This window comes from Pseudoclavibacter helvolus, from assembly GCF_049707175.1.
GTDB classification, from domain to species: domain Bacteria; phylum Actinomycetota; class Actinomycetes; order Actinomycetales; family Microbacteriaceae; genus Pseudoclavibacter; species Pseudoclavibacter helvolus_A.
In genome coordinates, this window is record NZ_JBNAFM010000004.1 from 68,311 (window position 1) to 85,959 (window position 17,649).

At 70.2% G+C, this 17,649-nt stretch carries 21 protein-coding genes; 15 read left to right on the forward strand and 6 right to left on the reverse strand.

Annotation, left to right across the window (positions count from 1 at the left end; all coding sequences use genetic code 11):
• Positions 1-45 precede the first annotated feature (45 nt).
• From ACPYN9_RS04385 to ACPYN9_RS04410, 6 genes are all read left to right on the forward strand, one after another.
• Complete coding sequence (locus ACPYN9_RS04385; protein WP_424464236.1) at positions 46-531, forward strand: LexA family protein; 486 nt, start codon at positions 46-48, stop codon at positions 529-531.
• Positions 524-1,828 (forward strand): Y-family DNA polymerase, encoded by a 1,305-nt coding sequence (locus ACPYN9_RS04390; protein ID WP_424464238.1) that lies wholly within the window; start codon positions 524-526, stop codon positions 1,826-1,828. The genes ACPYN9_RS04385 and ACPYN9_RS04390 overlap by 8 nt, the downstream gene beginning before the upstream one ends.
• A 101-nt stretch (positions 1,829-1,929) precedes the next feature.
• On the forward strand, positions 1,930-2,622 hold the full coding sequence (locus ACPYN9_RS04395; protein WP_424464538.1) for a DsbA family oxidoreductase: 693 nt from the start codon (positions 1,930-1,932) through the stop codon (positions 2,620-2,622).
• Positions 2,619-2,822, forward strand: a complete 204-nt coding sequence (locus ACPYN9_RS04400) for a hypothetical protein (RefSeq protein WP_424464239.1) — start codon at positions 2,619-2,621, stop codon at positions 2,820-2,822. The genes ACPYN9_RS04395 and ACPYN9_RS04400 overlap by 4 nt, the downstream gene beginning before the upstream one ends.
• 57 nt (positions 2,823-2,879) lie before the next feature.
• Positions 2,880-3,629 (forward strand): SGNH/GDSL hydrolase family protein, encoded by a 750-nt coding sequence (locus ACPYN9_RS04405; RefSeq protein ID WP_424464240.1) that lies wholly within the window; start codon positions 2,880-2,882, stop codon positions 3,627-3,629.
• 260 nt (positions 3,630-3,889) lie between these two features.
• Entirely contained in the window at positions 3,890-4,252 is a 363-nt protein-coding gene (locus ACPYN9_RS04410; RefSeq protein ID WP_424464242.1) for a hypothetical protein, read from the forward strand.
• Positions 4,253-4,501: 249 nt separating this feature from the next.
• Here ACPYN9_RS04410 and ACPYN9_RS04415 read toward each other — a convergent pair whose 3' ends face one another.
• Both ACPYN9_RS04415 and ACPYN9_RS04420 read right to left on the reverse strand, forming a co-directional pair.
• Entirely contained in the window at positions 4,502-4,927 is a 426-nt protein-coding gene (locus tag ACPYN9_RS04415; protein WP_424464244.1) for a hypothetical protein, read from the reverse strand.
• Positions 4,927-6,219 (reverse strand): alpha/beta fold hydrolase, encoded by a 1,293-nt coding sequence (locus ACPYN9_RS04420; protein ID WP_424464246.1) that lies wholly within the window; start codon positions 6,217-6,219, stop codon positions 4,927-4,929. Before ACPYN9_RS04420 ends, ACPYN9_RS04415 begins: the two co-directional genes overlap by 1 nt.
• Before the next feature lie 177 nt (positions 6,220-6,396).
• Here ACPYN9_RS04420 and ACPYN9_RS04425 point away from each other — a divergent pair, with 177 nt between their 5' ends.
• The 6 genes from ACPYN9_RS04425 to ACPYN9_RS04450 all read left to right on the forward strand — a co-directional run bounded on the left by ACPYN9_RS04425 (position 6,397) and on the right by ACPYN9_RS04450 (position 11,094).
• Positions 6,397-8,046 carry an ABC-F family ATP-binding cassette domain-containing protein gene (locus ACPYN9_RS04425; protein ID WP_424464248.1) on the forward strand — a complete coding sequence of 550 codons (1,650 nt, stop codon included), beginning with the start codon at positions 6,397-6,399 and terminating at the stop codon, positions 8,044-8,046.
• Positions 8,047-8,088: 42 nt separating this feature from the next.
• Positions 8,089-8,826, forward strand: coding sequence for an MSMEG_4193 family putative phosphomutase (locus tag ACPYN9_RS04430; protein WP_424464250.1), 738 nt, complete (start codon positions 8,089-8,091; stop codon positions 8,824-8,826).
• 16 nt (positions 8,827-8,842) lie between these two features.
• Positions 8,843-9,451 carry a DUF3090 domain-containing protein gene (locus ACPYN9_RS04435; protein ID WP_424464252.1) on the forward strand — a complete coding sequence of 203 codons (609 nt, stop codon included), beginning with the start codon at positions 8,843-8,845 and terminating at the stop codon, positions 9,449-9,451.
• 17 nt (positions 9,452-9,468) lie between these two features.
• Positions 9,469-10,293, forward strand: a complete 825-nt coding sequence (locus ACPYN9_RS04440; protein WP_424464540.1) for an SCO1664 family protein — start codon at positions 9,469-9,471, stop codon at positions 10,291-10,293.
• A 100-nt stretch (positions 10,294-10,393) separates the two neighbouring features.
• On the forward strand, positions 10,394-10,879 hold the full coding sequence (locus tag ACPYN9_RS04445; RefSeq protein WP_424464254.1) for a DUF2975 domain-containing protein: 486 nt from the start codon (positions 10,394-10,396) through the stop codon (positions 10,877-10,879).
• Entirely contained in the window at positions 10,879-11,094 is a 216-nt protein-coding gene (locus ACPYN9_RS04450) for a helix-turn-helix domain-containing protein (RefSeq protein ID WP_424464256.1), read from the forward strand. Before ACPYN9_RS04445 ends, ACPYN9_RS04450 begins: the two co-directional genes overlap by 1 nt.
• Positions 11,095-11,136: 42 nt before the next feature.
• On the opposite strand, the gene ACPYN9_RS04455 is transcribed toward ACPYN9_RS04450, so the two are convergent.
• On the reverse strand, positions 11,137-12,339 hold the full coding sequence (locus ACPYN9_RS04455) for an alcohol dehydrogenase catalytic domain-containing protein (RefSeq protein WP_424464258.1): 1,203 nt from the start codon (positions 12,337-12,339) through the stop codon (positions 11,137-11,139).
• Positions 12,340-12,502: 163 nt separating this feature from the next.
• Between ACPYN9_RS04455 and ACPYN9_RS04460 the strand changes: the two genes are divergently transcribed.
• The 3 genes from ACPYN9_RS04460 to ACPYN9_RS04470 all read left to right on the forward strand — a co-directional run bounded on the left by ACPYN9_RS04460 (position 12,503) and on the right by ACPYN9_RS04470 (position 14,941).
• Positions 12,503-13,120 carry a maleylpyruvate isomerase family mycothiol-dependent enzyme gene (locus tag ACPYN9_RS04460; protein ID WP_424464260.1) on the forward strand — a complete coding sequence of 206 codons (618 nt, stop codon included), beginning with the start codon at positions 12,503-12,505 and terminating at the stop codon, positions 13,118-13,120.
• Positions 13,117-14,088: a carbohydrate kinase family protein gene (locus ACPYN9_RS04465; protein WP_424464262.1), complete on the forward strand. Its 972-nt coding sequence runs from the start codon at positions 13,117-13,119 to the stop codon at positions 14,086-14,088. Before ACPYN9_RS04460 ends, ACPYN9_RS04465 begins: the two co-directional genes overlap by 4 nt.
• Before the next feature lie 100 nt (positions 14,089-14,188).
• Positions 14,189-14,941 carry a sulfite exporter TauE/SafE family protein gene (locus ACPYN9_RS04470; protein ID WP_424464264.1) on the forward strand — a complete coding sequence of 251 codons (753 nt, stop codon included), beginning with the start codon at positions 14,189-14,191 and terminating at the stop codon, positions 14,939-14,941.
• Between the two features lie 72 nt (positions 14,942-15,013).
• Here the strand turns inward: ACPYN9_RS04470 and ACPYN9_RS04475 are convergent, their stop codons facing one another.
• From ACPYN9_RS04475 to ACPYN9_RS04485, 3 genes are read right to left on the reverse strand one after another with little or no spacing between them, the layout of a single operon-like run.
• Positions 15,014-16,045 carry a heme-dependent oxidative N-demethylase family protein gene (locus ACPYN9_RS04475; protein ID WP_424464266.1) on the reverse strand — a complete coding sequence of 344 codons (1,032 nt, stop codon included), beginning with the start codon at positions 16,043-16,045 and terminating at the stop codon, positions 15,014-15,016.
• Complete coding sequence (locus ACPYN9_RS04480) at positions 16,042-17,028, reverse strand: PDR/VanB family oxidoreductase (RefSeq protein WP_424464268.1); 987 nt, start codon at positions 17,026-17,028, stop codon at positions 16,042-16,044. Before ACPYN9_RS04480 ends, ACPYN9_RS04475 begins: the two co-directional genes overlap by 4 nt.
• Complete coding sequence (locus tag ACPYN9_RS04485) at positions 17,025-17,645, reverse strand: dimethylamine monooxygenase subunit DmmA family protein (RefSeq protein WP_424464270.1); 621 nt, start codon at positions 17,643-17,645, stop codon at positions 17,025-17,027. Before ACPYN9_RS04485 ends, ACPYN9_RS04480 begins: the two co-directional genes overlap by 4 nt.
• Between the last annotated feature and the right edge of the window lie 4 nt (positions 17,646-17,649).

Genomic DNA, 17,649 nt, shown 5'->3' on the forward strand with positions numbered 1-17,649 from the left:
CGGCACCCAGGCCCGCCACGGCAGCAGAGGACCAGGAGGCCACGCATGAGCGATGCGAGCGTCGAGGTTCTCGCGGGCTCGACGGGAGACGGCGGAGCTGCTGGCACCGGCGGAGCCGCTGGCGACGACCGCGCCCGCGCCCCCGAGGTCCGCGCCCAACGCGCCGACGAGTCCGTGCCCGCAGGGTTCCCGTCTCCGGCCCAGGGCTACTACTCGGGCCCGGTTGACCTCAACCGACACCTCATCAACGACCCGGCCGCGACCTTCATCGTCCGGGTCAGCGGCGACAGCATGATCGGCGCAGGCATCTTCGACGGCGACGAGATCATCGTCGACCGCTCCCTCGAACCGCACGATGGCAACGTCGTCATCGCGGTCGTCGACGGCGAGCTGACCGTCAAGCGGCTCCGCTTCGAGCACGGGCGCGTGCGTCTCTCGCCCGAGAACCCGGACTACGCCGACATCGTGCTGGAGGAACTCAGCGAGCTGACCGTCTGGGGCGTCGTCACGAGGTGCCTCCACCGTGTCTGAACCGACAGGCGGCACGCGCGCGTCGACGCCGGCGATCGCCATCGTCGACGCGAACAACTTCTACGCCTCCTGCGAGCGCATCTTCGACCCGAGCCTCGAAGGCAAGCCCATCGTGGTGCTCTCCAACAACGACGGATGCGTCATCGCGCGCTCCGAGGAGGCGAAGGCGGCGGGCATCCCCATGGGCGCGCCATGGCAGGCCATCGCACCGGAAGCCGCCATGAAGGGCGTCGTCGCGCGCTCCAGCAACTACGAGCTCTACGGCGACATCAACGCGAGGACCATCGAGCTCCTCGGCAGGTACACCCCGACCCAGGAGGTGTACTCGATCGACGAGAGCTTCATCCGCCTCCCGAGCGACCGCAGCGAGGCCATCGCCGTCGCACGCGAGATCAGGGTCGCCATGCGCAAGTTCATCGGCATCCCGGTGAGCATCGGCATTGCCCCGAGCAAGACCCTCGCCAAGCTCGCGAACCGCGGCTCAAAATCGGAGCCGTCGCTGGGCGGCGTCTGCCATCTCGGAGCGTACGGACGAGAGCAGCTGAGCGGCATCCTCGGCACCATCGACATCGGTGACGTCTGGGGTGTCGGCCGCAAGATGGCCGCCAAGTACGTGGGGCTCGGCATCCGTACCGCGCTCGACCTGCGGGAGTCGTCCCCGACCGCCATCCGTCGGCGCTACGGGGTCGTCCAGGAACGGGTGGTGCAGGAGCTGCGAGGTATCGACTGCCTCCCCGTCGACGACGTGCCGACGGAGCGCGAGCAGATCCAGTTCTCCAGGTCCTTCGCCGTGCCGATCTCGACCGTGCAGGAGCTCGAAGAAGTGCTCTCCGTGTACACGCAGCGGGCCTCGGCGCGGCTGCGGGCGCAGGGCTCGCTCACGCGGGCGATGAGCTGCTATGCCGCCACCTCACCCTTCCGGGAGGGCCACGAGACACACGCGGTGTCTGTCGCGTTCCCGGAGCCGACCGACGACCCCGTCGTCTTGTTCCGTGCCGCGGCGACGGCGCTGGGGCCGCAGCTGCGCAGCGACCTGAAGTACGTGCGTGTCGGCGTCTCGCTCTTCGAGTTCGTGGCCCGCGACTCCTACGCAGCGCTCGACGTCTTCGGCGAGCGGACCGAGGACCGGCGCGTCGGCGAGGCGCTGGACGCCGTCGCCGCGAAGTTCGGGCAGGAGTCGCTCGGGCTCGGCATCGCGGGCCTGCGCGGCGGGCGCACCTGGACGATGCGACGCGAGATGATCTCGCCGCGCGCCACCACGCACTGGGACGAACTCGCGGTCGTGAAGGCCGAGTAGAGCCCACACCAGACGGGAATAGCTCGGGAAGCGGCTCGGTTGCAGTGCGTGTGACGACAGCAGCACAGAACGCACCCCAGAACGCTCCGCAGGCCAGCCAGATCGCTCCGCAAGGCAGCTCGGGCCGGGCGCCGATCCGCATCGACATCTGGTCAGACATCGCCTGCCCCTGGTGCTACATCGGCAAGCGCAAGCTCGAGCGCGGCATCGAGCAGTTCTCCGCGAACCCCGAGGCACCGGCAGTCGAGATCGAGTACCACAGCTACGAACTCTCCCCCGATACGCCCATCGACTTCCACGGTTCAACGACCGAATACCTGGCCCAGCGCAAGGGGCTGCCGCTGGTGCAGGTCGAGCAGATGCTCGACCGCGTCACGGGCATCGCGAAAGAGGTCGGCCTCGACTACAACTTCGACGCCGTGCAGCACGTCAACACCGTGCGCGCCCACGAGCTCATCCACTTCGCGAAGGCCGCCGGTCGCCAGCTCGAGGCGAAGGAGCGCCTCCTGAAGGCGTACTTCGTCGAAGGGCGCGACCTCAGCGACATCGAAGTGCTCGCCGACCTCGCCGCAGAGCTCGGCCTCGACCGGGACGCCGCCGTGCACGCCCTCGAAGAGCGCGTGCACCACGACGACGTCCTCGCCGATCAGCAGCAGGCGCAGGCCTACGGCATCCAGGGAGTTCCCTTCTTCGTCATCGATGGCAAGTACGGCGTTTCCGGTGCTCAGGAAGCAGCGACCTTCGCCGACGTGCTCGCCAAGGTCACGAGCGACCGCGACGGGGCCACGGCATGAACACGCCGGCCGAGGGGCCCGCGAGCCTCGCAGGCGCGGTGGATGAGCACGCCGGCCCGGTGAGCAGGGTCGCGGCGGGCACAGACGCAGCGGGCAGCAACGCCGTGAGCACCAACGAGCCGGGCACAGCCGCGGCTGGTGGCTTCACGATGCTCGGCGAGGCCGGTACCGCGTGCGAGGGCGACGCCTGCCTGATCTGAACGGAGCGGACGCTGATCTGAGTGGGGCCCACGCCGGGATGTGATGAACTCTTGCCCATGGGATTCACGAGTTTCGCCGCCGTCGGGGACAGCTTCACCGAGGGTGTCGGCGACGAGTTGCCAGACGGGCGCGTGCGCGGCTGGGCCGACCTCGTCGCGCAGGGCCTCGCCGTCTCGTCGCCCGAACCCGTCACGTACGCGAACCTCGCTATCCGCGGCCGCCTCCTCGACGCGATCCTCGAGGAACAGCTCCCCGCCGCCATCGCCCTCAAACCACAGCTCCTGAGCCTCAACGGCGGTGGCAACGACATCCTGCGCCCCCGAGTGTCCATCGACGCGGTGGCGCAGCGGCTCGTCGACGGCGCCAAGCAGGCGCTCGACGCGGGCATCCACGTCATCCTGCTCTCGGGTGCCAACCCCTCGGACCACCTGCCCATGGGCCGGCGCATCGCCGCCCGCGGCGATGCCCTCGCCGCCGCGGTCCACGCGAAGATCCCGCCGCAGCCGGGGCTCACGTTCGTCGACAACTGGGCCGATCCCGAGCTGCGCCACCTCGACTACTGGTCGCGCGACCGCCTCCACATGGGCGTCAGCGGCCACCGCCGAGTCGCCGCGAACGTGCTCACCGCGCTCGACGTTCCGGCGCCCGACTTCGGGCCAGAGGCCCCGAGCATCCAGCGCCCGCGCAACTCCGAGTACTGGCGGGAGTATGTGCTCCCCTGGATCGGTCGTCGCCTCACCGGCAGGTCGTCCGGCGACAGCCGAACCCCGAAGTATCCGACGCTCGACGTGGTCGTCACAGATTGAGCGATCGAGCCTCCGCAGCGGGCAATTCCGCACGGAAGCTCCGCGTTCAGGCAATCTGACGTAGAGTGGTGCAGTCGACGCATGGTCACCCCGCTTCTCGCGGACATTCCAGATCATGCCTGTCGCCATCCGCGCCACCGGATCCGTGGCCACCAGGACCCAAGTCCGAGACGCCCCGCCGGCTCGCGAGCATCCGCTGCTCTCGAACACGAACGGGCTGACCAGCACGCGCCCACCCAAGCGCGCACATGCTTGAACGAATGCGCCCCGCCAACGCAGGCGGGCTGCGCCGCAACGAAACGAAGAATCGCATCACACTCGCAATCCCATTCACCCTGCCCGCACCACGTGTCTCCTGGCGACAAGCCGACGACGACGTGTACGCGGCGACCATCAGCGACGAGTTCGCTGGCTTCATCACGATCGCAGACACCGGTCTGCACACGCTCCAGGGCCCTCAGGGCCAGAGCATCGGCGACTACGGCACGCTCGACGAGGCCCAGGAGGCGCTCGCCGAGGCCCTCTTCCCCGTCGAGCACGACGAGTCCGACGTCGCCGCGGCACGTCCTCGCCGCCGCCGTGCGGGCCGACGCGGAGCCGTCAACGCCCTCATGCCGAGCTAGGGCTCCGGCCGCGGATTCCGGCCGTGGATTCCGGACCGCGGACTGCGGACTGCGGCGGACGCTGCACCTGAGCATCGTTGTGGCAAAGTGCTGCTCCCGAGCTCGGCAGCGGCACTTTGCCACAACGCTGACGTCGCGCACGCAGGCGTAGAGCACGCTGACGTCGCGCACGCAGACCCAAGCGCGCTGCTCTCGGATCGCTGGCGGTGAACAGGGGGTGAGCAGGCGGCGGCCCCTCGCAACCAGCGGCTACCCGTCGTACGGCTCGATCGCGATGACCTTCGCCGACCACGGGCAGTAGTCGTCACTCGTGAGGGTGCCATCCTCGACGTACTCCGGCAGGCCGTCGCACACCTCGATCGTGAAGTCTGCGAACTCGAGTGTCGCCGGGTCGATGTGCCAGGTCCAGGGCTCGTTCACTGAGGGGTCGTCGCGCACGATCGCGCCGACGGGAATCGCGGCCACGTCCTCGCCGTCGAGGAGCTGCTGCGCGTGAGCCACCAGCTCTGGCGTTGCGAGCTCGACATTGTAGGTCTGGTCGCTGACCTGGAACGTGGCCACCGCCCGCGAGAGGGGTGCGTCGGTCTGGGGCGCGCAGCCGCTCAACGCGGCGACAGCGCCTGCCGCAAGCAGGAGCGCGAGCGCCGGGGACGTGACGCGACGGGTCTTGGACATCAGGAACCTCCGTTGACGGGGACGTGCTGCTCGAGCCAGCGCTCGAGCTCGGGAAGGGACTCGTAAGCGATCGTGCCGTGGCTCGCACCCTGCACGGTTACGGCGTGCACGTCGACGCCGATCGACTCCTCGTGGTCGACGAACGCCGCCGTGTCGGTCGGCACCACCAGCTCGTCGGCGCTCCCCTGCGCGATGAAGAGCGGCGCCTCGAACGCCTTCGCGCCCGCGGAGTTCTGCTCGAGGAGCGTCGCCCACGGCTCGACCGTGGTCGGGTCGTGCAACGTGAAGGCGCCGACCAGCGGCTGCCCGATGTCGTGCAGCTCGGTGAGGCTGCTCATGAGGCACAGCGAGTTCATCTCGGGCGCCTTCTCGACGGCCGCGGGCGTCAGAATGCTCGATAGCTCCGAGCCGGGCACGCTCGAGTAGACCTCGGCGAAGGCGGGGAAGGCGTAGGAGCCGATCGTCACGCCGGAGATGTCGTCGAGGTGCGAGCCCATGAGCTTCGTCAGGTCGGCGGCAGGCGCGGCGGCGGCCACGGCTGCGATCTCCAGCTCGGGCGCGTAGCTCGGCGCCTCTTGCGCCGCGAAGAGCACAGCCTGCCCGCCCTGCGAATGCCCCCACAGGACGACGTTGTTCCCGGCCTGCGCGGCCTCGAGCTGCTGTGCCGCGCGGACCGCGTCGAGCACGCTTCTGGCGGTCGTGTCGCCCACCAGGTAGGAGTTCTGCTCGGCCTGCTTCCCGTCGGCGGTTTCGATGCCCATGCCGAGGTAGTCGGTGGCGACGACCGTGTAGCCGCGGTCGAGCATGAGCCGCAGCCCCTCGATGCCGATGAACGGGTCGAAGGCGCGCGACGGCGCGCACGACGGGTCGGTGCCGGTCGTCGGATGCCCCCAGGCGAGCACGGTGCGCCCGCCGGCCGGCGCCTCCCCGTCCGGGACCACGACCACCCCGGTTACCAGCACCGGCGTGCCGTTCAGGTCCGTCGACGAGTACATGATGCGCCATGCCTGCGACCCGATCGGGGTGCCGAGGAGCTGCTCGCTCCGCACGAGCGTGCCGGGTTCGGCTGGGACATCTCCCGCAGGCTCTTCGTAGAACGCGGCGAGGTCGCCCTGCTCGATCGTGTCGCCGCTCACGCGCAGCACCTCGGCGCCCAGGAAGATCGCGACGACCGCGAGCGCTCCGGTCAGCGCGAACGCGGTAATCCGCTTCCGGGACGAGGCGCGGTCGCGACGGGCGTTGGGATTGCTGCGCGGGGAGCCCTCGGGCGGGGGCTCTGACGACTCGTGCACGTGCGGTCCTGTTCTGAACTGCCAGAGCAGCGGATGCGTCCGGGCTCGAGCGGTGACGCAGCCAGCGGGGGTTCGAGGGCTGCGAGTTCAGTGTCGGCCCGCCGACGAGCCTGGTCAAGCGGGGCACACCGTGGCTGCGTGTCCCCCACCTCCGCGAGAGTACGCGACCATAGTGCAATGACCGCAACCCTCGTCGCCAAGGACCTCGCCGGTGGCCACGACCACCGCACCCTCTTCTCGTCGCTCAACCTGGTGGTCGCACCTGGCGACGTGGTCGGGGTCGTCGGGGCGAACGGCGCGGGGAAGTCGACCTTGCTGCGTCTGCTCGCCGGTATCGACGAGCCTCTGGAAGGCAGTGTCTCGCTTGCACCGTCCGATGCCTTCATCGGCTGGCTCCCTCAGGAGCACGAGCGGGTTGTGGGCGAGACCGTGGCCCAGTACGTGGGCCGCCGAACGGGCACCGCCGAGGCGACGAGGGAGATGGATGCGGCCGCCGAGGCGCTCGCGAGCGAGGCGGCGCCCGGAGCGCCAGACCCCGGCGAGGTCTACGCGGTCGCGCTCGAGCGCTGGCTCGCGAGCGGCGCGGCCGACCTCGAAGAGCGCCTCCCCGCCGTGCTCGCCGAACTCGGCCTCGAGCTCAGCGCCGACGCGCTCATGACCTCGCTCTCCGGCGGACAGGCCGCGCGCGTGGGCCTCGCCGCCCTCCTGCTCTCGCGCTTCGACATCGTGCTGCTCGACGAGCCCACGAACGACCTCGACCTCGACGGGCTCGAACGACTCGAGGCCTTCATCCAGGGGCTCCGTGGCGGCGTCGTGCTGGTCAGCCACGACCGCGAGTTCCTCGCACGAAGCGTCACGCGCGTGCTCGAACTCGACCTCGCCCAGCACAGTAACCGCGTCTACGGCGGCGGCTACGACTCGTTCCTCGAAGAGCGCGCCACGGCGAAGCGGCACGCGCGCGAGGAGTACGAAGAGTTCGCCGAGAAGAAGGCCGACCTCGTGGGCCGCGCACGCACGCAGCGCGAGTGGTCGAGTCAGGGCGTCCGCAACGCCATGCGCAAGGCACCGGACAACGACAAGATCCGCCGCAAGGCCTCCACCGAGTCCAGCGAGAAGCAGGCGCAGAAGGTGCGGCAGATGGAGAGCAGGATCGCCCGCCTCGAGGAGGTCGAGGAGCCCAGGAAGGAGTGGCAGCTGCAGTTCACGATCGGGGCGGCCCCGCGCTCCAGCTCGGTGGTCTCCACGCTGTCGCGCGCCGAGCTGCACCTGGGCGACTTCACGTTCGGTCCGGTCTCGGTACAGGTCGACGCCGGCGACCGTATCGGCATCACCGGGCCGAATGGCGCAGGCAAGTCGACGCTGCTCCGCCTGCTGCTCGGGCGCATCCGGCCGGATGCGGGCACCGCGAGCCTCGGCTCGAGCGTCGCGATCGGTGAGATCGACCAGGCCCGCGCCGCCCTCTCAGGTGACGCGCCCCTCGCCGAGCAGTTCGAGGCGCAGGTGCCCGACTGGCCGACCGCCGAGGTGCGGACCCTGCTCGCCAAGTTCGGCCTCAAGGCCGACCACGTCGGGCGACGGACCGATGAGCTCTCTCCCGGAGAGCGCACCCGGGCGGGGCTCGCGCTCCTCCAGGCCCGCGGCGTGAACTTGCTCGTGCTGGACGAGCCCACGAACCACCTCGACCTCGTCGCGATCGAGCAGCTCGAGCAGGCGCTCGAGAGCTACGAGGGCACGCTGCTGCTGGTCACGCACGACCGGCGGATGCTCGAGACCGTGCAGCTGAACCGCGCCTGGCACGTCGAGGGTGGGCAGCTGAGCGAGCGCTGACGCGCAGGGATCTCCCGTGCGGCACGAATTAGGGTGACTCGCATGGCCACCGTCATCCTCGTCCGTCACGGACGCACCACCGCCAACGCGAGCGGACTGCTCGCCGGCCGCACGCCAGGGGTTCTCCTCGACGAAACCGGCAGATCTCAGGCCTCGGCCGCGGGATCGCGGCTCGCCGCCGTGCCCCTGGCGCGGCTCGTGACGAGCCCGCTGGAGCGCTGCGTCGAGACGGCTGCCGCGATCCGCGCCCAACAGCCCGCCGGGCCCTACGGCGAGACCGGCCTCGACCCTGCCCTCGAGGTGGTCGACGACGCGCTCACCGAGTGCGGCTACGGGGCCTGGCAGAACCGGAAGCTCGCCGACCTCGCAACGGAGGACCTCTGGGCGACCGTCCAGACGCAGCCGTCCGCCGTCACCTTCCCCGACGGCGAGTCGATGGCCGCCATGCAGTCGCGGGCCGTCGCAGCCATCCGCCGTCACGACGCTGAGGTCGAGCGCGAGTTCGGGCCCGGAGCCGTCTGGGTCGCCGTGAGCCACGGAGACATCATCAAGTCGATCCTCGCCGACGCGCTCGGGATGCACCTCGACCTGTTCCAGCGTCTCGCCGTCGGCCCCGCATCCACCTCTATCGTCAGCTACGGCAAGGCACGCCCGAGTGTCCCCGTCATCAACGCCGACGCCGGAGACCTGTCGTGGCTCGCCCCGACCCACCCTTCCGCGGCAGGCGAGCCCCGCACCGGCGACGCGACGGTCGGCGGCGGCGCGGGCCGAGCCGCCTAAGCATAGGCTTGAGCACATGACGACCCTCGTGCACGAATTCGACTGGCCGGACCGATTTGTCGTCGGCACGCTCGGCAAGCCCGGCGAGCGCACCTTCTACCTGCAAGCCCGCGACGGTGCTCGTGTCGTGAGCGTCATCCTCGAGAAGGAGCAGTCGGCGCTGCTCGCCGAGAAGGTCGACGAGATCCTCGACCAGCTCATGCTCGAAGACGGGAACCGCTACAGCGTGCCGAGCTCGACGCCCGTCGAGCTCATCGACGAGGAGCCGCTGGACACCCCCGTCGATGGCCGCTTCCGGGTCGGTACCATCGGCCTCGGCTGGGAACCCGCGACCGCGCAGGTCGTGCTCGAGGTCATTCCGGTGGTAGAGGTCGAGATCGAGGTCGACGCCGACACCGACACCGACGCGCTCGAGGCTGAGCTCGCCCGCATGGCCGGCCTCGAAGAGCTCGTCGAGGCTGCGGAGCCCGCTGAGTTGCTCCGCGTCCGCATTCCCGTCGGCTCCGCGCGAGCCTTCGCGAAGCGCACCCTCGAGATCGTCGGCGCCGGCCGTTCGCTCTGCCCGCGCTGCGGCCTGCCAATGGATCCGGAAGGCCACGACTGCCCGGCTGACGACGGCCTGTGACCCAGGCCGACCCGCCCGTGCCTGGCCGTGACTTATCCTCGCACGCAGCCGACGGCGAGGCGCATCCCGAACCGACCCTCGAGCTCACCGCGAGACTCATGAGCGCGTCGAACGCGACGTTCGTTGGCACCTATTCGGCGCCGGGAGCCGACCCCGTCGAGGTCGTGTACAAACCCAGCCGCGGCGAGAAGCCGCTCTGGGACTTCCCGAACAACGACCTCGCCAGCCGCGAGTTCGCCGCCTACCTTGTCTCCGAGGCTCTCGGGTGGAACATCGTGCCGCGCACCTGGCTCGGCGAAGGCCAGTTCGGTTCCGGGATGCTCCAGCTGTGGCAGGACGTCGACGACAGCCAGGACCCGGTTGACCTCGTCGCCGCGTCTGAGGTTCCCGAAGCTGGGTGGCGCTCCGTGCTCACGGGCGAGGACGAGACGGGTCGCGAGGTCGTCCTCGTGCACGAAGACTCCCCCGCGCTGCGCCGGATGGCCATCTTCGACGCCATCGTCAACAACGCCGACCGCAAGGGCGGCCACGTGCTCGCGATGCCCGACGGGCACCGGTACGGCGTCGACCACGGGCTGTCGTTCCATGTCGAGCCCAAGCTGCGCACGGTGCTCTGGGGGTGGCTGGGCGAGCCGTTCACCGACGAGGAGCGTGCAGGTCTCCGGATGCTCGCGGATGCGCTGGATGACGCCAACGCGGACGCGCTCGGGGCCCAGCTCGGGCGCCTCCTCGAGCGAGCCGAGGTCGAGCGGCTCCGCGAGCGCATTCAGCACCTCCTCGACGAGGGCGAGTTCCCGGCCCCGCAGGGCGATATGCCAGCCGCGCCCTGGCCGCTCTTCTGAGCCCCGCTGCCGGAGAACCCGACCGGCTAGTGCGGACCGGCGTGCAATAATCTATCGACAATCGATAGATTTACATCGTTGCACAGCAGGGAGTTCCGCCGTGGGTACCGTCACCATCACCATCCTCAAGACCGTCATTGCGGTCTCGCTTGCGGGGTCGGTTCTCGTGCAAGGCGTGCTGCTGCCCCTTCTCTGGGTCGATCTCGAGGCCGCACCCCCGGGGTCTCGGTCCGCGCTGGTCGCGCTCGTCGCCATCTTTGTGCTCACCCTGCAGGTCAGCGCCGTGTGCATCTGGCGCCTGCTCACGATGGTGCGGCGGGGCTCCGTGTTCTCGAACGGTGCGTTCCGCTACGTCAACACGATCATCGGGGCCATCGCTGTCGCCGCGCTCACGATCCTGCTGTTCGCCGTCCTGCTCGTCCCTGGCGACGCCGCCCCCGGACTCGTTGGCCTCCTCTGCGGCGCTTCGCTCGTGACCGCGGGCGGAGCACTCCTCATGGTGGTCATGCGTACCCTGTTGCGTCTCGCCACCCAGCGCGAGGCCGAGGCCGCGACGCTTCGCGGCGAGCTCGACGAGGTGATCTGATGCCGATCGTCATCGACATCGACGTCATGCTCGCGCGCCGGAAGATGTCGGTCGGGGAGCTCGCCGAGCGGATCGGCATCACGCCGGCGAACCTGGCCGTCCTGAAGAACGGCAGAGCGAAGGCGGTGCGCTTCACCACCCTCGAGGCCCTCTGCGCAGCGCTCGACTGCCAACCCGGCGAGCTGCTCCGTTGGGAGCCCGCCCCGCGGGAGTGACGCGTTTGCGCTTGGAGTTGGAGCGCGCCCTCGCCCCTTCGGCTAGCCTCGCGGCTTCAGCACCACCTTGATGCAGCCGTCCGCCTTCTTCTGGAAGACGTCGTACATGCGCGGCGCATCCTCGAGCGACACGCGATGCGTCACGAGGTCCTCGGTACCGAGGGGGTCGGCGAGGTCTTCGACGAGCGGCAGCAGTTCGGGAATCCACCGCTGGACGTTGCACTGACCCATGCGCAAGGTCAGCTGCTTGTCGAACATCGTCATGAGCGGCATAGGGTCGGCTGTGCCGGCGTACACGCCGCTCAACGACACAGTTCCGCCCCGGCGAACGACGTCGATCGCAAGCATGACCGCCGACAGGCGGTCGACGCCGACGGTCTCGATGACCTTCTTCGCGAGCGTGTCCGGCAGCAGGCCGGCCCCCTTCTGCGCCAGCCCGGCGAACCCCGCAAGCCCTGCCCCGTCCCCGACGCCATGCGCCTCGAGACCCACCGCATCCACGACCGAATCCGGCCCACGGCCGCCGGTCGCCTCGCGCAACACCTCGGCCGTCGTCTCGTCGTAGTCAAAGACCTCGACCCCGAAGCGCTCGGCGAGGGCGCGACGCTCGGCGACCGGGTCGACCCCGAGCACGCGGTAGCCGAGATGCCTCCCTATGCGCGCAGCGAACTGGCCGACGGGCCCAAGCCCAAGCACGGCGAGAGTGCCTCCCTCCGGCACGTTGGCGTACTGCACGCCCTGCCACGCCGTCGGGAGGATGTCGCTGAGGAACAGGTACCGCTCGTCGGAGAGGCCGTGCCCGACCTTGACGGCGTTGTTGTCGGCGCGATGCACCCGCAGGAATTCGGCCTGGCCGCCAGGCACGGAGCCGTAGAGCTCGGTGTAGCCGTACAGCGAGGCACCCGTGCCCTGCTCACGATTCTGTGTCACGTCGCACTGCGTCGACAGGCCCGAATGGCACATCTCGCACTCGCCGCAGGCGATCACGAACGGCACGACGACTCGATCGCCCACGGCGAGCTTGGTGACGCCGGAACCAACCTCTTCGACGATGCCCATGGTCTCGTGGCCGAGGATGTCGCCCCTCTGGAGGAACGGCCCGAACACGGTGTACAGGTGCAGGTCCGAGCCGCAGATCGCCGCCGAGGTGACCCTGATGATCGCGTCGCCCACATCTTCGATGAGCGGCTTCGGTACCGTCACGACCTCGACCTTGCCGTTGGACTGCCACGTGAGTGCGCGCACGAGTGCTCCTCTTGTCGGGGACTGCTTGTCGGGGGATGATCCTTCGACGCTACGGAACCGGCCGTCCTGTGCTCGCGGGGTTGACTTCTCAGCACGAGCGGCACGATCGACGAACCCGGGCGGATGCTCGCCACCACGCCCGCGAGGCGGTAGCGTCGGTCGGGTGAGCCGAGACACAGCACTCTGGAGCGTCGTGCATGCGGAGCGGCAAGCCCTCATTGTCGACCTCGAACCGCTGGGTGACGCAGACTGGGCCACTCCCTCGCTCTGCACGGGATGGTCCGTGCACGACGTGCTCGCCCATCTCGTGGACGACGCGGCGACGACCCGGCTCGGCTTCGTCACGCAGCTGGCGGCCGCACGGTTCGACTTCGACGCCTTGAACCAGCGCGGCGTGGAGCGCGAGCGTCGCTCGCATCCGCGCGACACGCTCGCACGTTTCCGCGAGGTGGCCGGCCGGACCACGAGCGCTCCAACGCCGGCCGCGACGCGCTTCGTGGAGGCGTTCGTGCACGGCGAGGACATCCGCCGCCCGCTCGGCATCACCCGCACCTACCCCGTCGACGCGGTCCTCACCGCCATCGCGCACCAACGCCGAACGCCCGTCGCCATGGGTGGCGGACGCGAGCTCGCCGCGGGCCGCAAGCTCGTCGCGACCGACGCGGGGCCGGGTGGGAAGAGCTCCTTCTCTTTGGGGCAGGGGCCCGCCGTGCGGGGAACGGCCATCGACCTGCTGCTCTGGCTGAGCGGTCGCGACATCGCACCGGAGGCGATCACATGAAGGAACACGAAGCATCCACCGACGCGGTCGCACGGCCGACCACGCCGGCCACGCCGGCCACGGCCCTCGTGCTTGGCGAGGCGCTCGTCGACCTGCTCCCCGGCGACGACGCGTCGCCGGGAGGCCGCGCCCTGCCCGGCGGCTCGCCCATGAACGTCGCCGTAGGGCTCGCGCGTCTCGGCCACCGATCGCTGCTGGCGGCTCGCCTCGCCGACGACGAGCTCGGCCGCCTCGTGCTCGCGCACCTCGACGAGTCCGGGGTCTCGCTCGTTGAGGGCGCATTGGACGGGCAGCGCACCTCGACCGCGAAGGCCACCCTCGACGAGCACGGCAGCGCGAGCTACGAGTTCGACCTCGACTTCTCTCTCCCGACGCCGAGCCTCGACGGCGTCGACGTGGTGCACACTGGGTCGATCGGCGCGGTCGTCGAGCCGGGCGCTGCGGTCGTGCGAGCCGCGTTCGCCGAGGCGCGGGATCGCGGCGGGGTGCTGACGAGCTACGACCCGAACGTGCGGGCGGCGATCATGGGTGAGCGCGATGTCGTGCGCGGCCGCGTCGAAGAGCTTGTGGCGCTCAGCGATGTCGTGAAGCTCAGCGACGAGGACGCGGAGTGGCTCTACCCGAACACGACGCCCTCGGAGGTGCTGTCGCGTTTCGTCGATCTCGGGGCGCGCCTCGCGGTCATGACCCGCGGCGGGCACGGCGCCATGGCGCGGACGGCGACCCGCGAGGTGAGCGTGCAGGCCCCGGCCGTGCGGGTCGTCGACACGGTCGGCGCTGGTGACGCCTTCATGTCCGGGCTGCTGCACGCCGTGTCGTCGCCGAGCACCCGAGCGACGATCCTCTCGGGCGAGGCCGACGACCGCTGGGTGGATGCGGCGCTCGCGACCGCGGCTCGCAGTGCGGCCGTGACCGTGGCGCGCGCGGGGGCGAACCCACCGTGGCCCGGGGAGCTCGCCGGCGAGTGAGTCGGGGGATGGTGGCCGTGGCGGTGTGCGTCCGGCCCTGCGGTCGGAGGTAGCTTTGTCGAAACGACAGGACAAACTCGGGCCGCACTAGACTTCTGTGGTGCTCGAGCTGCTCCCCCAACTCCCCACCTACGCCTGGGTACTGCTCGCGGCAGCCGCCTTCGCGGTCGGTATCTCGAAGACCGCGCTGCCGGGGGTCACGACACTCTCGGTCGCGACCTTCGCCGCCGTGCTCCCCGCGAAGCAGTCGACCGGCGCGCTCCTCGTGCTGCTCATCGTCGGCGACATGTTCGCGCTCTGGACGTACCGACGGCATGCGGATTGGCCCACGCTCGTCAAGCTCATCCCTGCCGTGGCCGTGGGGCTGCTGGCCGGCGCGGCGTTCTTGGCCTTCGCCGACGACGGGTGGGTGCGCCGCGTCATCGGCGTCATCCTGCTGATCCTCGTCATCATCACCGTCTGGCGCCGCTACCGCACGCCGGAGACGCCGAGCGACCGAGCGGCGAAGGTCGCCCGCGCGAGCTACGGCACCCTCGGCGGGTTCACGACCATGGTCGCCAACGCCGGCGGACCCGTCATGTCGATGTACTTCCTCGCGGCCAAGTTCCCCGTCAAGGCCTTCCTCGGCACCGCGGCGTGGTTCCTCACGATCGTCAACCTCGCGAAGGTGCCGTTCTCGGTCGGGCTGGGGCTCATCACGCCCGGCACGCTGGTGCTCGACCTCGTCTTGGTGCCGCTGCTCATCGGTGGCGCCTTCCTCGGGCGCTGGCTCGCGCCGCGCCTCAGCCAGCAGCTGTTCGACCGCATCGTGCTGGTCCTCACGATCGCCGGCGCCGTCTACCTCCTGGTCTAGCTCCACCTAGTCGTGAGCCCCGGCCGGCCGCGGCAGGCACGGGCGCATCCGGCCGGCGCGGCACGGCGCAGCTCAGGCGGCACCCGCCGCGCCACCCTCGCAGGCGCCGCCGAACTCGCGCAGCCAGCGAACCCCGACCTCGCGGGTCCGGAGCACGCCCTTGTACTCGGCCATGTCATCCGGCAGCTCCTCGAGCACATCGGCCGTGCGCGATGCCCACTCCGGCACCGTCGCGAGGGCGGCGAACGGCAGCAGGTAGCTGCGGATGAGGAACATGATCGCGTTCGACTCGGGCAGGCGGATGAGGTGCTGCACCTCGGTTCGGAGGTGCAGGCGTTCCCCGACCTGGGCGAGCGGGCCCTCGACGAGCGAGGTGCGGTCGGGACCCCACTGCGGGTAGGTCTCGGTCGAGGTGTCCAGCTTGCCGTCGACCGTGAGCGTCCAGTTCGTGCGCCGGTAGCTCTGCCCTGGCTCGAGCCGCATGAGGAAGGCCTGCGCCCGCGGGATCACCCCCTCGTCGTGCACCCGTGGGACTGGGCCGTGGATCTCGAGAAACGACATGCCGACGTCGAAGCCGAACGACCAGTCGGCGGCGAAGGTCACGAGGCCCGCATCGGCCCACAGCTGGCCGTCGCGCTGGTCGAGGAGCACGATGTCTTCTTGCAGCTGCTGGCCGATGAAGCCGAGCGGGCCTTCCGGCATCGATGACGCCTCGCCGATCGCGAAGCCGCGGTCGATGCCGAGGAGGCGGTTACGCCACCGCCAGCCGCCGCCTTCGCGGGTGAGGCTCATGTGCTCCGGGTACGAGTCGGCGAGCAACTCCATGAGCACAAACATCGCGTCCCATGCGGCCGGGACCATGTGCGGCAAACACTGCAGCCGCGTAGGGTCCGAGCTGAGGATGCGGGCCCGTTCGGCGAGCTCGTCCTGGTAGGCGTGGTCGATGTCGACGGGATGCTCGCCCCACGACCCCGCCGTCGTGGTGCGTGGGGTGGACGCGGGCTCCACATTGGTGCTGTAGCGGTACGTCTCTTTCGGGAAGGGGAATGGGAAGTTGGCGACGGCGACCGAGCGGTCGACGCGGCTGGTGGTGGATGCGGTCACAGTTCGAGCTCCAGGATCTCGCCTCTCGGGCGTGAGACGCACGGCATGAGGCAGGTGCCGCTGTCTTTCTCCTCGTCGGTGAGGAACGTGTCACGATGCTCGATGCCCTCGAAGGTGGCGCCATCACCCGAAGGCACTCGGACGCTGACGCGGCACTCGCCGCACACGCCCTGTCTGCACAGGTTTGGCACCGGAACGTTCTCGGCGAGCAGGGCGTCCAGGAGGGTCGTGCCCGACTCGACGCGGATCGTGCGGTCGAGCCCGAGCAGTCGAGCCTCGAATGGTTCGCCGGGGTCGAGGGCGGGGGCCGCGAAGGCCTCGGCGTGGATGCGCGACTCGGGCCAACCCGCAGATCGCGCCGCGAGCGTCACGGCCTCGATCATGGCGACCGGGCCGCACACGTAGAGGTGAGCGCCGAGCGGCTGCGTGAGCAGGGCTTCCTCGAGGTGCTCGCGCAGCGCGGTGCGGTCTCCGCACGTCGTGAGTCGCCCTCCGCTGAGCCGCTCGAGCTCATCGCGATGGGCTCCCCCACCCGCGCCGTAGGCGTAGACCACCTCGAAAGAGCGGCCCCACTCTGCCGCGGCCCTCGCGTGGGAGAGGATGGGGGTGACGCCGATGCCGCCCGCGACGAGCAGGTGGTGGCGTGCGGAGAGCACGGGCGGGAACGCGCTTGACGGCACGCTGACGGTGACCGAGTCGCCCGGCTGCAGGCCATGCATCCACCGCGAGCCCCCTCGCCCCGCCTCCTCGAGGCGCACCGAAATCGAGTAGGACTCGGGGCGCCGCCCCGGGCCCGTGAGCGAGTAGGAGTTGCGGGCTGGCGCCACGCCGGTGCCCTGGCTCCCGATCTGCACGGCGATGCTGCTGCCTGGCGCGAACGATGGCAGTGTGCGCCCGCTCGGGTCGCGCAGCTCCAGGCTGCGGATGCTCCCGCCAAGGTCGGACACGCCGGCCACGACGAGCGCGAGCGTCTCCGCGCTCATGCCGGGCCCAGCTCAGCGTCGGCGAAGTACCCGAGGTACGCGCCCTGGCGACGCGAGTGGTGGTAAGCGACGGTGAGCACGCGCCCGCATCCCGAGCAGACGACAGTCCCGGCTCCGGCGCCCGCCCTCGCTCCCACGCCGGGGCCGAGCGTCTTCGCTTGGCAGTGCCCGCAGAAGACCGGCACGCGCGCGGCGGCCGCAGTCGGTTCCGCGAGCACCAGCGTGATTTCCTCGTCGAGCACGCCGGCATCATGCAGTTGCGCGCGCAGCGCGCCGAGTGCCGACTCGTCGCCGATGACCCGGAAGCGCCACCCCGTGCGTGCCACTGCCAGCGCTGCCTGGACTCGCTCCAGCGAGGCCGGCGCGTGCACACCGGCCAGCTCGACTATGAGGCCGTCGGTGCGGTCGGCGGCCGGCCCAGAATTGAGGTTCGCTGTCACGCCGTCTGCTCCCGGCGACGCCTCGGGGCCGACGATGAAGGTGGTCGTCCTCGCGCCGGATTTCAGCTGTCGCTCGACAGCACGGGCGTCGCGCGAGCTCGGTTCCAGCATCCGTTGCCAGCGCGCCGAGCTGGTCGCCGCGGCGCTCACGCCGGGGGCGACGCCTGTGTCCACCATGCTC